Genomic DNA, 14,334 nt, shown 5'->3' with positions numbered 1-14,334 from the left:
CGGCCTATGACCGCCGAGACGCATTCCAAGCCCGCCTCGGCGGCGGGTCCTGTCCGCTACACGACGGTGGCGATCATCCTGCACTGGCTGATCGCCGCCGCTCTGATCTTCCAGGTGATCCTGGGCTGGCGGGCCGATGACGGCCCCAAGGGCGCGCAAACCTTCGCCCTCTTCCAGCTGCACAAGTCGATCGGCATCACCATCCTGGTGCTCAGCGTCGCGCGCCTGCTGTGGAAATTCACCCACAGGTCGCCGCCGGCCCCGGCCGGCCAGCCGACCTGGGAAAAGCTGGCCGCCAGCGCCGTGCACGTCGGCTTCTACGTGATCATGATCGGCCTGCCCCTGACCGGCTGGATCATCGCCTCGACCAGCCGCATCAACATTCCGACCGTCCTCTACGGCGCCATTCCCTGGCCGCACATTCCGGGCCTGCCGGAGCTGGCCGCCGGGGCCAAGGACGCCTGGAACGACTTTGGCCACATCGGCCACAGCGTGCTGGTGAAGTTCACCTACGTGCTCTTGGCCCTGCACCTTGGCGCGGTGGCCAAGCACCAGATCCTCGACCGCGACGAGGTGTTCGGCCACATGGCCGCCGGCGCCAAGCCGGGCCTGAAGGAGCCGCGCCTGTGGCTGGCCGCCGCCGGTTTCGCGGCCGTGATCGCCGCCGGCTATCTCTACACCCCCGCCAAGGCCAAGGCGCCCCAGCCGGCTCCGGCCGAAAGCAGCGCCGACGACCTGGCCTTGCCGGACGAGACGCCCGCGGCCGCCGCGCCGGTCGCGACGACGGCCGGTCCCGCGCCGCAGGCCACGCCCGCTGAATCCACCGAGGCGCCCGTCGACAGCGCCCTGAAGGACCCGGTCGCCTGGGCCGTGCAGAAGGGCTCGCACCTCGACTTCGACCTGGCCTGGGCCGACACCCCGATCCACGGGACGTTCAGCCGCTGGACGGCCGACATCCTGTTCTCGCCGGAAGCGCTGGACCGTTCGAAGCTGACCGTCAGCGTTGATCTGGCCTCGGCCGGCACGGGCGACGGCCAGCGCGACGAGAGCCTGCAGGGCCCCGACTTCTTCAACACCGCGTCCTCGCCCAAGGCGACCTTCACCGCGACCAAGTTCCGCAAGACCGCCGAAGGCCGCTTCGTGGCCGACGGGACGCTGGACCTGCGCGGTGTGAAAAAGCCGCTCAGCCTGCCCTTCAGCCTGAAGATCGACGGCGACACGGCCAAGGCTCGCGGTGTAACCACCCTCGACCGGACCGCGTTCGGGGTTGGACAGGGCGAATGGGCGTCGACGGATCAGATACCGGGCAAGATCAAGGTGAGCTTCGCCCTGACCGCCAAGAAGAAGTAGCCCGCGCGGCGCAGGCCCTCGCCAGCGGGGGCCTCGTCCTGCTGCCCACCGAAACCGTGTACGGCCTCGGGGCGGATGCGTCCGACCCCGCGGCCGTGGCGGCGATCTTCGAGGCCAAGGGGCGTCCGCGCTTCAACCCGCTGATCGCCCACGTCGCCGATCTCGACACCGCCGCTCGCATCGCCGCCTTCGACGAGCGGGCGCGCGCGCTGGCCGAAGCCTTCTGGCCTGGCCCCCTGACCATCGTCGCCCCGATCGCCGCCCCTTCGGCCGTCTGCGATCTCGCCCGCGCGGGGCTGGAGACCGTGGCCATCCGCGTGCCCGGCCACCCGCTGGCCCGCGCCGTGCTGGCCGCGTTCGGCGGACCGGTGGTGGCCCCCTCGGCCAACCGCTCGGGCCGTCCCAGCCCCACCACCTTCGCCGACGCCTTCGCCGAGACGGGCGACAGGTGCGCCGCCGCCCTCGATGGCGGACCCTGCCAGGTCGGCCTGGAGTCCACCGTCGTCGCCGTGCTCGACGGCCCCGTGCGCCTGCTGCGACCCGGCGCCGTCACCCGCGCCCAGCTCGAGGCGGTGGTCGGTCCGCTGGCGCAGGCCGACGACGACGCCAAGCGCTCGCCCGGGCGCCTGGCCCTGCACTACGCCCCCGACGCCCCGGTGCGGATCAACGCCCAGGCGCCGAACGCCGAAGAGGCGTTCCTCGCCTTCGGGCCCTGGCCGGATGGCGAGAGGGTGTTCAACCTCAGCCCCACGGGCGATCTGGCGCAGGCCGCCGCCAATCTCTTTTCCTACCTGCGGGCGGCCGACCGCACCGCGCCGGCGGCCATCGCCGTGGCGCCGATCCCCGACGAGGGGCTGGGCGAGGCCATCAACGACCGCCTGCGCCGCGCGGCGGGGTTCGTGGGGTAGGCAAGACCGCCCAGCCCCGGCTAGGGTCGATCCGAATCTCTAGTCTGGGTTGATGGGGCGCGTATGGGGGCGAAGGAACCGGTCGAGACGACCGCCGCGCGTGAGCCGGCGTTCTGGGACCTGTGGCGCAGGCTCAAGAGCGACTTCTCCTGCTGGACCTTCATTCCGTCGTGGTTCTACACGCCCGGCGCCTGGGGCTATCTGGGCGTCGATTTCGTCAGCGGCTTCCGCAGGAACCCCTCGACCCTGCGCGCCCTCGAACTGTTCAAGGGCGTCGACGAAAGGACCTTCGACGCGGTGGCGGCCCTGGCGGCGCTGAATGCTCGGCGGCAGGAGCAGATGCTGCGGGCGGTGATCATCACCTACCTGACCGTGCCGGTGTCGGTGACCGCCCTGGTGGCCGAGATCGTCGGCGACGACCTGGGCACCTTCGTGCGCGAGAACATGACCAACGTCATCGCCGTGGTCGTGACCCTGGCGATCGGCCCGCTCTCCTTCCTGTTCAGCAACTGGCGGGCTCGCCAGATCGTCGGCGTGCTGGACCTGGTCAGGATCGAGCGCGGCGCCGCCGACTGATCCCCGGCACGCACACGGGGCGCAACGCATTTCACCCGCTGTCGAACGCTTGTAGGATCGGCCCGCGCCCGGCTTCGCCGGCGCGCGTGTGGATCAGCGTAGAGGAGGGGCGAGGTGGAGCGAGAGCGCAAGGCTTCCGCGCAGCGGCGCGACATCCTCATCGCCGCCACCGAGCGCGCCCAGACGTCGGGCTTCCATTCCACCACCATGGACCAGATCGCCCGCGGCGCGGGCTTGAGCGTCGGGCAGGTCTATCGCCACTTCGAGAACAAGGACGCCATCATCGGCGCTGTCGCCGAGGCCCGGGCCCGCAAGGTGCTCGATCCATTCGAGAATCACGCCCAGGGCGAACCGGTGCTGGAGACCCTGCTGCGCGACGCGCCTGCGGCCCTGCGCCAGGCCCGCGACAGCAAGGTGGCCGCCCTGGACCTGGAGATCCTGGCCGAGGCCGAGCGCAACGCGGTGGTCGCTCAGGTGGTCCATCATGTCGAGACGGCCCAGTTGGAGCGCGGGGTGGAGGCCCTGGCGCCGTTCCGCAAGCCGGGCTGGACCGACGATGACCTGGTCGCCCGCATCGCCTTCCTGGGCCTGATCCTAGACGGGCTGCAACTGCGCGGCGCGCGGGGCTCCACCGCCGCGCCGGCGGCGATGGAGCGGGCCTATCGCGACATCATCGCCGCCCTCTTCGGCTAGTTCTTCAGGCGGTAGCCGGTCTTGAAGACCCAGGCGATGATCGCCAGGCACAGCACCAGCACGCCGCAGGTGGCCGCGAGGCTGACGCCGACGCCCACGTCCGAGGTCCCGAAGAAGCTCCAGCGGAAGCCGCTGACCAGGTAGACCACCGGGTTGAACAGCGAGATCGTCCGCCACACGCCCGGCAGCATGTCGATCGAATAGAAGCTGCCGCCCAGGAAGGTGAGGGGCGTGATCACCAGCAGCGGCACGATCTGCAGCTTCTCGAAGCTGTCGGCCCAGATGCCCAGGATGAAGCCGAACAGGCTGAAGGTCACCGCCGTCAGCACCAGGAAGGCGGCCATGAACAGCGGGTGCTGGATCTCGAACGGCACGAACAGGCGCGCCGTGGCCAGGATGATGACGCCCAGCATCAAGGACTTGCTGGCCGCCGCGCCGACATAGCCCAGCACGATCTCGAACGGCGAGACGGGGGCCGACAGCACCTCGTAGATCGTGCCCGACCACTTGGGCATGTAGATGCCGAACGAGGCGTTCGACAGGCTCTCGGTCAGGATCGACAGCATGATCAGGCCCGGCACGATGAACGCGCCGTAGGGCACGCCGTCGACGGCGGTCATGCGCGAGCCGATCGCCGCGCCGAAGACGACGAAATAGAGCGAGGTCGACAGCACCGGCGAGGCGATGCTCTGCAAGAGGGTGCGGAAGGTCCGCGCCATCTCGAAACGGTAGATGGCGGCGACGGCGTGGATGTTCATGGCCGGTCCTTCACCAGGCTGACGAAGATCTCCTCGAGGGAGCTCTGGCGGGTGTTGAGGTCGGTGAAGTCGACGCCTTCGGCCGACAGGCGGCGCAGCAGCGGCGCGATGCCGGTCTCGGCGGCCTGGGCGTCGAAGCTGTAGACCAGCTCGGTCCCGTCGGCGGTCAGTTCCAGGGCGTAGTCCGACAGGCCGGCGGGCACGGCTTCCAGCGGCGACTGCAGGTGCAGGGTCAGCTGCTTCTTGCCCAGCTTCTGCATCAGGGCGGCCTTGTCCTCGACCAGGATGATCTCGCCCTTGCGGATCACCCCCACCCGGTCGGCCATCTCCTCGGCCTCCTCGATGTAGTGGGTGGTCAGGATGATGGTGACGCCCGTCTCGCGCAGCTTGCGGACCATCTCCCACATGTCGCGGCGCAGTTCGACGTCGACGCCGGCGGTGGGCTCGTCGAGGAACAGGATCGAGGGCTCGTGCGACAGGGCCTTGGCGATCATCACCCGTCGCTTCATGCCCCCCGACAGAGTCATGATCTTGGCGTCCTTCTTGTCCCACAAGGAGAGGTCGCGAAGGATCTTCTCGATCAGCGCCGGGTTGGCCGGCTTGCCGAACAGGCCGCGGCTGAAGGTGACCGTGGCGATCACCGTCTCGAAGGCGTCGGTGGTCAGCTCTTGCGGCACCAGGCCGATCTTGGTGCGGGCCGGGCGGTACTCGCGGGCGATGTCGTGGCCGTCGGCGACGATTGTGCCGGTGCTGGGCCGCACGATGCCGCAGATGATGCTGATCAGCGTGGTCTTGCCCGCGCCGTTGGGGCCGAGCAGGGCGAAGATCTCGCCGCGATTGATGGTCAGGTCGACCTGCTTGAGGGCCTGGTGGCCCGAGGCGTAGGTCTTGGTCAGACCCGACACCGTGATGATGGGTTCCACCCGTCTGTTCCCTCTAGTCCATGCGGTCCGCGCCCAGATGGGGGCGCGCGGCGAAAAGCGCCAGTGGCGAGCGATGCGCCTATTTCGATCCCAGGGCGTCGGTCAGGTGACACGACTTTCCGGCGGTCAGGTTTTCCAGACCGATCACGTCCAGCGCATTGCCGTCCTCGCCCTCGATCTCGGCGTACTGGCCAATGACCTCGACATAGACGGGCGCCTTCAGGGTCTTGAGCTTCTCGCGCAGCTTGGCGACCGGCTTTTCCTGCTCGTCGTCGCGATCGCGCAGGACGTAGCGGTTGGCGGCAAGGTCGCAGCGGGTGAGGATCATCTGGTCCTTCTGGACGTCCACCGTGCCGATATAGAGGTCCTGGGCTAGCGCCGCGCCGGCGCTCATGGCCAGCAGGGCCGCGCCGGCCAGCACGCAAAGCGATCTCTGCATCGAAACTCCGTCGGACTGGCTCTGGACAGCGACCGGCCTAGCCTGCCGCCGCGCCCGGATCTGTCAGCAGTCGTCAGCGGGCGCGACGGGCCGAGCGGAGCATGCGTCCCAGCTCGCCGATCGCATAGGGTTTTTGCAGCACCGGGAAGCCGTGGTGGGCGTCGTCGGCCAGCACCTGGCTGTAGCCGCTGGTCAGCACCACCGGCAGGCCGGGCCAGCGGCTGCGAATGCGCCGAGCCAGCTCCAGGCCGCTGATGCCGGGCATGACCACGTCCGTGAAGACGTAGTCGAAGGCGTCGCCGCGCTCTTCCAGCACGGCGATGGCGCGCTGGCCGTTGGCGACGAGGCAGGTTTCGTAGCCCAGGTCCTCCAGCAGTTGGCGCGCGAAGTCGCCCACCTCGGCATTGTCCTCGACGATGAGGATCGCGCCGTGCTCGTCGGCGGCCGTTTCCACGGCGTCGGCGGCGGCCGCCTCGGCCGGGGCGTCGACTTGCGGCAGGTACAGCGTGAAGGTCGAGCCTTCGCCCTCGCGGCTTTCGACGTCCACGTCGCCGCCCGACTGCTTGGCGAAGCCGAACACCTGCGACAGGCCAAGGCCGGTGCCCTTGCCGACGTCCTTGGTGGTGAAGAACGGCTCGAAGATCTGGTCCAGCACCCGGGGCGACATGCCAGAGCCGGTGTCGGTGATCGAGACGGCGACGAACGGTCCTTCGTGGCCGCCTTGCCCTCGCAGCGCCGGCAGCGACGCGGCCTCATAGGCGCGGATGACGAGGTCGCCGTCGCCGTCCATGGCGTCGCGCGCGTTCACCGCCATGTTGACCAGCGCGGTCTCGAACTGGCTGGCGTCGGCTTCCACGAAGCAGGGGGCCAGGCTGGGCTCGACGGTCAGGCGGATGCGGCCGCCCACGATGGCGCCCAGCATGTCGGCGACGCTGGCGATCCGCGCGCCGACGTCGAAGGTGGTCGGCTTCAGCGTCTGGCGACGGGCGAAGGCCAGCAGCTGCGCGGTCAGCTTGGCCGCGCGGTCGGCGGTTTCGGCGATCGCGTCGAGGTAGCGCTCGCGCTTGGCCTCTGGCAGCGAGGGACGACGCAGCAGTTCGGCCGACGAGCGGATGACGGTCAGCAGGTTGTTGAAGTCGTGCGCCACCCCGCCGGTCAGCTGGCCGATGGCTTCCAGCTTCTGCATCTGGCGGACCTGGCCCTCGGCGGCCAGCAGCGCATTGGTGCGCTCCTGGACATGGGTTTCCAGCGTCTCGTTGAGCTGGCGCAGCTCGCCCTCGGCGGTGCGCAGGGCGGTGACGGTGCTGGCCAGTTCCCGTTCGCGCGCGCGCAGGGACTCTTCGGCGATGGTCCGTTCCAGCAGGTCGGCGGCCTGCCGCGCCAGGATGTCGAGCAGGCGAAGATCCCGTTCGGAGGGGCTGTGGGCTTGGCTCCAATGGGTCGAGATCATGCCCAGCAGGCTGCCGTCGCGCGACCGCAGCGGCGTGGTCTGGGCCGCGCGGATGCCGGTGCGGCGGAAGGCCTGCAGGTCTTCGGTTCCGGCGATCTCGTCCCAGTCCTCGTAGTCGGGGATGACCGCGCGCTGGCCCGAGCGCAACGCCATCGTGCAGCTGCTGTGGGCCGAAGGGGTCACCCAGCCCCAGAAGGCGACGGCTTCCGGCGGCAGTCCGCGATAGGCCAGCAGCTGTAGCTCCCCGCCATGGCCCGACGGGTCGCCCTGCGGACACAACAGCTGCATGGTCCCGAACTGTGAGCGCGTGATCGATACGGCCGCGTCGACGATCTTGCCGTACAGCTCCAGGCGATCGTGCTCGCCGATCAGCTCGACGCTGATGCCGTGCAGGAATTCGATGTCGGCGAGGTCGTCGTCAGAAGCGGCCGCGCGGCCGGGCGCGAGCTTTGACGGATCGGCGTAGAAGGCGTCGAGCATGGCCGTTCCTTGGGGCGCCCTTGAGATACAGCACAGCCTGGCCGCCTCCGCCGTCCGCTGGACGACATAGCGACCCACGAATGCAAGCCGACGTGAAGCTTCAGCTTACGCCGACCCACAACGCGCGAAACGCAAAAAGGCGCCGCCGGTTCTTCAGCGAACCGTCAGCACGGCTCCGTGCACGCCCACCACCGAGACCCGCGTCCCGGTCTCGGGGGCGGTCTCGCCCTCGGCCTCGCCCTCCGTCTGGGCGGCCCATTCCTTGCCGTCGACGAACACCCGGCCGCGGCCGTTCTCGAACGCGGTGACCACCTCGGCCGGGCGGCCGAGCAGGCGCAGGGTCGGGTCGTTGAGGTCGGGATCGGGCCCGGCCAGGGCCGGCCGCAGGAAGCGGCGGGCGAAATAGGTGCTGGCGATGGTCAGCACGGCGAAGAGGGCGATCTCCACCGGCAGGTTGGTCGGCAGCAGCAGGGCCACGACCCCCACGGCCGCCGCCGAGGCGGCCGGCCACAGCAGCCAGCCGGTGCCGGTGCCCACCTCGATCGCCAGGAACACGGCCGCCGCCGACAGCCACAGCCAGAAGGGATGGTTGACGTAGAAGTCGATCAGGCCGGTCATGGCCTCAGCCTCCCTTGCGCGGCGTGCTGGTCGGCACGGCCGCGGAGCGCACGGGCGGAGTGGCGTCCGGTCCGCCCAGCGAGCGGATCAGTTCGCCGACCCCGGCCACCGTGCCGGTGATGCCGGCGAAGTCGGCCGGCACGATCACGGTCTTGGCGTTGGGCGAGCGGGCGAGGTCGCCGAACGCCTCGACGTATTTCTGGGCCACGAAGTAGTTGATGGCGTTGACGTCGCCGCGGGCGATCGCCTCCGACACGAAGGCGGTGGCCTTGGCCTCGGCCTCAGCTTCGCGCTCGCGGGCCTCGGCGTCGCGGTAGGCGGCCTCGCGGCGGCCCTCGGCCTGCAGGATGGCCGACTGCTTGGCCCCCTCGGCGCGGGCGATCTGGGCCTGCTTCTCGCCCTCGGCCTCGGTGATCACGGCGCGGCGCTCGCGCTCGGCCTTCATCTGGCGGGCCATGGCGTTGGTGATGTCGGCCGGCGGGGTCAGGTCCTTGATCTCGATGCGGGCGACCTTGACGCCCCACGGGCCGGTGGCGTCGTCGATGGTGGCCAGCAGGCGCGAGTTGATGTGGTCGCGCTGGCTCAGCACCTCGTCCAGCTCCATCGAGCCGACCACGGTGCGCAGGTTGGTCTGGGCCAGCTGGGTGATGGCGTAGATCAGGTTGTCGACGCGATAGGCCGCGGCCGAGGCGTCCATCACCTGGATGAAGACGATGGCGTCGACGGTCACCGACACGTTGTCCTTGGTGATGACCTCCTGCTTGGGGACGTCGAGCACCTGCTCCATCATGTTCACCCGCCGGCCGATGGTCTCGACGAAGGGGGTCAGGATGCTGATGCCGGGCTTGAGCGTGCGGGTGTAGCGGCCGAAACGCTCGACGGTGAACTCGCGGCCCTGCGGCACGATCTTGATGACGTTGACGACCAGCAGGATCGCCAGCACGAGCAGGACCAGGGGAACCAGATAAGCGGCCAAGTCTACGCCTCCCGAACGGGCCGGCCCCGCGGCCCTCGCCGCCGGTCGCCTGCGCCCATGAGGCGAGGTTAGCGCGCCCCTCGCCCGTCCGCCACGGAATCCGGCGAAGCTTGCACGGGCTCGTTGACCACCACCGTCTGCGACAGCTTGGAGGCGAGGGCGCGGCCGCGCTGCGCGGCCTGGCGCTCGGCCCGGCGGCTCTCGGGGGAGCACCCTTCCGGATGGCCGGCCTGGCTGGCCGCGAAGCCGCCGTTGAAGCGGTCGCGCAGCCGGTCGGTAAAGGTCGTATCGGCCGCTTCGATATCGATCAGGCGCATCATCCGGGCGCGCCAGAACTGGTCGCCCGCGCCTTCGCAGGCCTGGCGCAGGGCGTGGCTCTGGCCCAGCGCATAGGCCAGGTCGAGCAGGCGCTGGCGGTCGGCCGGCTCGCGCTCCTGGGCGTGCGCCGGCAGGGCCGAAGGAGCGGTCAGCAGCAGGGCCGCCAGGGCCGGGACGAGGGCGCGCGCGCGAAGCATGCGCCATTATCGCCGCAAGGGCGCCGCCTGTCATCGCCGCGCCCGCACGGGGCGAGCGGCGGGCGAGCGGCGCCGTATTCATCCACAGCCGCGCTTGCCCTTTTGGAGTCGAAACTTCGACTCTTCAGGGCCTTGCTATCAACAAGGATCGGCGTCAGGCTGTGGATAAGTCAGGGGCGGCGAGAAACGACCACTCCGACAGCGCAGAAGGGAGGACGTGTCATGGCCGAAGTGCATTACGGCGTCGTCCAGGTAGGCGACCGGTGGACGATCATCGGCGACCAGCTCCGGTTCGGGGCCTACCGCAACCGCCACGAGGCCGAACGCGCGGCCGTCCGGCTGGCCGAGCAGGCGACGGGCCTTGGCCTGCCGGTGCGCATGCACCTGCAGGACGAAACCGGACAGCTGCACAGGCCCACCCTGCTGAGCTGAAGGCTTCACGCAACGAAAGGCGGCCTCCGCGCGCTTTAACGGTGAGCAAGCGCCGCCGTTGGATGCCGCCATGGCCGACTCCGCAGAACTGAACGACCGAGACGCCCGCGCCGAGCGGGTCACCCAGGCCTATGCCGGCAATCGCCTGCTGCTGGCCCTGTCCGACGAGGCGCGCGCCGCGCTGAAGACGGGCCTGTCCCTGACCGCCCTGGCGCGGGGACAGGTGCTGTTCGACGTCGGCGAGGACGTGCGCAACACCTACCTGCCGTGCCGGCCGACCATGGTCGCCCTCCTGGTGGTCACCGCCGAGGGCCGCGAGGTCGAGGCCGCGACCATCGGCTGGGAAGGCGCGCTGGGCGGCATCGTCAGCGGCGGGTTGAAACCCGCCTACGGCCGCGCGGTTGTGCAGGTCCCCGGACCAGCCTTCGTGGTGCCGACCGCCCGGCTGGACGAGATGCGCCAGCGTTTCCCCGCCATGGGCGACCTCTTCACCCGCTATGCCGACGCCATGATCGCCCAGATGATGCAGTCGGTGGCCTGCAACGCCCTGCACACCATCGAGCAGCGCTGCTGCCGCTGGCTGCTGTCGGCGCACGACCGCTCGGGCGAGGACGTGGTGCGCCTGACCCAGGAGGCGCTGGCCGACATGATGGGCGTGCAGCGCACCACCGTCACCGCCGCGGCCAAGGTGCTGCAGGCCGACGGGATCATCCAGACCCGCCGCGGCCGGGTGGAGATTCTCGACCGCCGCAAGCTCGAGCGCCGGGCCTGTGAGTGCTACGGCCAGGTCGAGGCGCACTTCGAGCGGCTGCTGCCCGAGATCAAGGACTAGCCTCCACTCTCCCCGCGATTGCGTCGACCGGCGTTACGCGACACTCTCCGCGCCGTTTTCATCCGGGCGAGGGGGAGCATGGCCGACACTGTGGTGCTGATCCTGGCCTCTGCGGCGGCCGGCGTGGGGTTGTTCGCGGCCGCGCAGCTTGGCCTGCGCCGCGACTGGCGCACGGCGCCGTCCACGGCGCTTGCGGTGTTCCTGCTGCTCAGCGCCCTGTCGGGCCTGGACCTGATGCTCGACCGCGCCGGGGCCTATGCGTCCGCCCCCTGGGCGACGGGGATCCTGTGGACCACGTCGCTGGGCCTGGGGCCGGCGATCCTGGCCTATGTGCTGGCCATGACCGGCGATCCGGAACGGGGCTGGACGCCGGTCCGCGTCGCGCGCATCGGCTGGCCCGCGGGCCTTGCGATGCTGCTGGTCCTGCCGTTCTTCCTGCTGCCGGTTTCGACGCGGCTGGCGGTCTATACCGGCGCGGGCGCGGAAGCCGACCCTCTGGCCGGACCGTTGCAACTGGCCTTCGTGGCGCTGTTCCTGGCCGTGACGCTGGGCTACCTCGCCGCCGCCTTCGCCGTGATGAGCCGGCACGTGCGACGGGTTCGCGACCTCTTTTCGAACCTCGAGGACCGCACGCTGAGCTGGCTGCGGGCGCTGCTGCTGGTGATGCTGGCCGCCTGGATCTGGGGGGCGGTGAAGTCGGCCCTGGCCGCCGGCGCCGCGCACGAGGGCTGGCTGGACGCCGCCGCCGCCGCGGTCGAACTGGCCTGGACCGCCGCAATCGGTCTGTTTGGCCTGTCGCAGAAGCCGATCTACACGCCCCAGACCGAGACGCCGGAGGCGCTGCCGGCCGCCGGCAAGTACGCCCGCTCGGCCCTGCCCGATGCGCGCCAGGTCGAGATCGCCGCCCGCCTGGAGCAGGTCATGCGCACCGGCGCCCTCTATCGCGATCCGCTGCTGTCGCTCAGCGGGCTTGCGGGCCGCATCGGCGTCACGCCCAACCACCTGTCGCAGGTGCTGAACGAGCACCTGGGCCAGAGCTTCTTCGACTACGTCAACCGCTGGCGGGTCGAGGAGGCCGTGGCGCGCATCGGCGCCTCCGACGAGCCGATCCTGGCCATCGCCTACGAGGTCGGCTTCAACTCGCGCTCGACCTTCAACGCCGCCGTCAAGAAGCACGCCGGCCGGCCGCCCAGCGCCTTCCGCCCCGCCGCCTGACCCCGCCATCCATGTCCTGACCGGCAGGATCGGACGCCTCGCGGCTCCGGGCCTGCCCGTTCGGACGACGCCCGCCGCTGCTCCGGCCAGGGTCGTGACCGTCCTCCCCACGTTCCGAAAGAGAACCGTCATGATCGATCGCCTGTGCGGCGCCGCCCTGCTGGCCGGCTGCCTGCTGGTCGCCTTCGCCCCGTCCGCTCGCGCCCAGGCCGCCCGCGCCGAGGAGCAGCCCGAGCGGCTGTTCCTGCTGGGGGCCGGCGCCTACGCCGCCTCCAACCCTTATGAAAGCGCCAAGGACAAGACCGGGACCGGCGTGCTGCCGCTGTTCTTCTACCAGGACAGCCGCTTGACCGCCGACCTGAACGGCCTGGCGGTCAGGGCCTACGGGAACGACCGCTTCACGCTGGAGGGCCGGATCGCGCCGCGCTTCCAGCTGGTCGATCCGAAGGAGACCCGTAACTTCGCCTTCCTCGAGCGCGACGTCGGCGTGGATGTCGGCGGTCGGGCCAGCGCCGCCTTCGGCCCGGCCATGGTCAGCCTGGAATACCTGGCCGACGTGTCCGGCGAGACCAAGGGCCAGGAGGTCAATCTCGACGTGACCCTGGCGGCCGCGCCGACGGAGCGGCTGACGCTGGAGGCCATGGCCGGCCTGTCGTGGAAGGACAAGAAGCTCGCCACCTGGCTCTACGGCCTGAAGGCCGACGAGGTCGGGGCGGCCCGCGCCTACGAGTTTGGCCGCACGCGCGGCGCGCCGTCGGGCGGGGTGGTCGTGCCGTCGCTGGGCGCGCAGGCCCGCTACCGGATCGGCGAGCGGGCCTATGTCATCGCCGCCGCCGAGGTCGAGCTGTTCGACGACGGCATCACCAAGAGCCCCCTGGTGGCCAAGAAGAGCGCCGCCGCCGGCTTCGTCGGTCTGGTCCGCCGGTTCTAGGCATGATCCCCGTGCACGCGACCCTGATCTCGCCCGGCGTGCCGGCGCGGCTGGTCGCCGTCGGTCGGACGGCGGCGATCCTGCTGATCTGGCTGGCGGCCACGGCGCCGATGGCGGTTCTGGCCTGGGTCGTCGCGCCCCGGCTGATGGCGCCCGGCGATCCGCTGCCGGGCCTGGTCTTCTGGCGCATGATGGTGCTGGGCATGGCCTGGCAGCTGGTCTTGTCGCTGGTGGTGCTGAAGCTGGAAGGCGTGAGCCTGCGCTGGCCCGAGCTGCGCCGGCGGCTGTGGCTGACGCCGCCGGTCTGGCGCTCGACGGGGCGGCCGTTCATCGGCGCCTTCCTGCTGGTCCCGCTGTTCGTCGCCCTGGGCTTCCTGGGCGACGAGGCCGCCACCCTGCTGTTCCAGGCCACGCCCCTGGGCGAGCGACTGGCCGCCCTTGCGCCGCCCTTCGCGATGATCGAGCACCTGATCACGCCCGAGGCGCGGGGGCGGTGGGATATCCTGGGACTCGCCCTCATCTCCAGCCTGTTCAACTACGGCCTGGGCGAGGCGCTGCTGTTCCATGGCGTGCTGCTGCCGCGCATGGAGCGGGCCTGGGGGCGGTGGGCATGGCTCGGCAACGGCCTGCTGTTCACGGCCTATCACGTGCACAAGTTCTGGCTGATGCCGGGTCTGGTGATCAGTTGCCTCTGCTACGCCCTGCCGGCCCAGGCCTTCCGCTCCAACTGGCTGGCGGTGGTCATTCATGGGGTGGAGGGGGTGGTGCTGATCGCCGCCGTGCTGGTGGTGATCCTGCAGCCGTGAGGTTGCGGAGATCACGGTTCTGCGGCATCAAACCCGGATGTTCATGCCTGAGCTTGTCTGAACGGCTGCCGCACGCCTCCGGCGCGCGGCTCGCAGCCCGAACCTAACCGCCGCTTGACGCGGCGCGTTCGGGCTTGGCCGAACTCCAGACTGGCTTTTCCCAAATGAATATCTCGAGAGACGAGCAGCGCGTGCTGCACGTCCTGGCCCAGGGCGGCTGCGTGCGCGCCTATCGCGACGAGGGCCGTCGCATCACCCGCGTCGAATGCGTCACCCGTGACGGGCTGGTGCTCGCCGGCTGCAACCTGGCGGTCTTCGGCAAGCTGAAGCGCAAGCGCCTGATCGAGTCCCGCGCATCGGGGCCCTATCGCATCTCCCGCCGCGGCCGCGAGGCCGTGCGTCCGCAACTGGACAACAGGGGGTAGGGGCTGG

General features: G+C 70.3%; 17 protein-coding genes. 10 read left to right on the top strand and 7 right to left on the bottom strand.

Going from position 1 to position 14,334, the window contains the following annotated elements; all coding sequences use genetic code 11:
• The first annotated feature begins 6 nt into the window (after window positions 1–6).
• The 4 genes from V6S85_RS18745 to V6S85_RS18730 all read left to right on the top strand — a co-directional run bounded on the left by V6S85_RS18745 (window position 7) and on the right by V6S85_RS18730 (window position 3,527).
• Window positions 7–1,350, top strand: coding sequence for a YceI family protein (locus tag V6S85_RS18745; protein WP_334349884.1), 1,344 nt, complete (start codon window positions 7–9; stop codon window positions 1,348–1,350).
• Window positions 1,281–2,258, top strand: coding sequence for an L-threonylcarbamoyladenylate synthase (locus V6S85_RS18740; protein ID WP_116569036.1), 978 nt, complete (start codon window positions 1,281–1,283; stop codon window positions 2,256–2,258). Before V6S85_RS18745 ends, V6S85_RS18740 begins: the two co-directional genes overlap by 70 nt.
• Before the next feature lie 63 nt (window positions 2,259–2,321).
• Window positions 2,322–2,834, top strand: coding sequence for a hypothetical protein (locus V6S85_RS18735; RefSeq protein WP_334349883.1), 513 nt, complete (start codon window positions 2,322–2,324; stop codon window positions 2,832–2,834).
• A gap of 114 nt (window positions 2,835–2,948) precedes the next feature.
• Window positions 2,949–3,527 carry a TetR/AcrR family transcriptional regulator gene (locus V6S85_RS18730; protein WP_334349882.1) on the top strand — a complete coding sequence of 193 codons (579 nt, stop codon included), beginning with the start codon at window positions 2,949–2,951 and terminating at the stop codon, window positions 3,525–3,527.
• On the opposite strand, the gene V6S85_RS18725 is transcribed toward V6S85_RS18730, so the two are convergent.
• The 7 genes from V6S85_RS18725 to V6S85_RS18695 form a co-directional block, all read right to left on the bottom strand.
• The gene (locus V6S85_RS18725) at window positions 3,524–4,285 is read right to left on the bottom strand and encodes an ABC transporter permease (protein ID WP_101717188.1); all 762 of its coding nucleotides are present in this window, start codon (window positions 4,283–4,285) and stop codon (window positions 3,524–3,526) included. The genes V6S85_RS18730 and V6S85_RS18725 overlap by 4 nt on opposite strands.
• Entirely contained in the window at window positions 4,282–5,208 is a 927-nt protein-coding gene (locus V6S85_RS18720) for an ABC transporter ATP-binding protein (protein WP_334349881.1), read from the bottom strand. Before V6S85_RS18720 ends, V6S85_RS18725 begins: the two co-directional genes overlap by 4 nt.
• Window positions 5,209–5,287: 79 nt before the next feature.
• Window positions 5,288–5,647, bottom strand: a complete 360-nt coding sequence (locus V6S85_RS18715) for a hypothetical protein (RefSeq protein WP_334349880.1) — start codon at window positions 5,645–5,647, stop codon at window positions 5,288–5,290.
• A 73-nt stretch (window positions 5,648–5,720) separates the two neighbouring features.
• Complete coding sequence (locus tag V6S85_RS18710) at window positions 5,721–7,577, bottom strand: ATP-binding protein (protein WP_334349879.1); 1,857 nt, start codon at window positions 7,575–7,577, stop codon at window positions 5,721–5,723.
• 153 nt (window positions 7,578–7,730) lie between these two features.
• Entirely contained in the window at window positions 7,731–8,195 is a 465-nt protein-coding gene (locus tag V6S85_RS18705) for an NfeD family protein (protein WP_116569041.1), read from the bottom strand.
• Between the two features lie 4 nt (window positions 8,196–8,199).
• On the bottom strand, window positions 8,200–9,159 hold the full coding sequence (locus tag V6S85_RS18700; RefSeq protein WP_165828982.1) for an SPFH domain-containing protein: 960 nt from the start codon (window positions 9,157–9,159) through the stop codon (window positions 8,200–8,202).
• Between the two features lie 80 nt (window positions 9,160–9,239).
• A complete protein-coding gene (locus V6S85_RS18695) occupies window positions 9,240–9,686 on the bottom strand; it encodes a TIGR02301 family protein (RefSeq protein ID WP_334349878.1) in 447 nt (148 codons plus the stop codon).
• A gap of 222 nt (window positions 9,687–9,908) precedes the next feature.
• Between V6S85_RS18695 and V6S85_RS18690 the strand changes: the two genes are divergently transcribed.
• The 6 genes from V6S85_RS18690 (at window position 9,909) to V6S85_RS18665 (ending at window position 14,327) form a co-directional block, all read left to right on the top strand.
• Window positions 9,909–10,118 carry a hypothetical protein gene (locus V6S85_RS18690; RefSeq protein ID WP_116487421.1) on the top strand — a complete coding sequence of 70 codons (210 nt, stop codon included), beginning with the start codon at window positions 9,909–9,911 and terminating at the stop codon, window positions 10,116–10,118.
• Between the two features lie 70 nt (window positions 10,119–10,188).
• Window positions 10,189–10,950, top strand: a complete 762-nt coding sequence (locus tag V6S85_RS18685) for a Crp/Fnr family transcriptional regulator (RefSeq protein WP_116569068.1) — start codon at window positions 10,189–10,191, stop codon at window positions 10,948–10,950.
• Window positions 10,951–11,028: 78 nt separating this feature from the next.
• Window positions 11,029–12,165, top strand: a complete 1,137-nt coding sequence (locus V6S85_RS18680) for a helix-turn-helix domain-containing protein (protein WP_334349877.1) — start codon at window positions 11,029–11,031, stop codon at window positions 12,163–12,165.
• Window positions 12,166–12,295: 130 nt separating this feature from the next.
• On the top strand, window positions 12,296–13,096 hold the full coding sequence (locus V6S85_RS18675) for a MipA/OmpV family protein (protein WP_334349876.1): 801 nt from the start codon (window positions 12,296–12,298) through the stop codon (window positions 13,094–13,096).
• Between the two features lie 2 nt (window positions 13,097–13,098).
• Window positions 13,099–13,902 carry a CPBP family intramembrane glutamic endopeptidase gene (locus tag V6S85_RS18670; protein ID WP_165828980.1) on the top strand — a complete coding sequence of 268 codons (804 nt, stop codon included), beginning with the start codon at window positions 13,099–13,101 and terminating at the stop codon, window positions 13,900–13,902.
• A 164-nt stretch (window positions 13,903–14,066) separates the two neighbouring features.
• Window positions 14,067–14,327, top strand: coding sequence for a YjhX family toxin (locus V6S85_RS18665; protein WP_334349875.1), 261 nt, complete (start codon window positions 14,067–14,069; stop codon window positions 14,325–14,327).
• Window positions 14,328–14,334 lie beyond the last annotated feature (7 nt).

It is taken from the genome of Caulobacter sp. CCNWLW153 (assembly GCF_036889365.1).
Taxonomy (GTDB): Bacteria; Pseudomonadota; Alphaproteobacteria; order Caulobacterales; family Caulobacteraceae; genus Caulobacter; species Caulobacter radicis.
The sequence above is the reverse complement of the archived record's forward strand: the minus strand, read 5'-3'. Positions and strand labels throughout refer to the sequence as shown.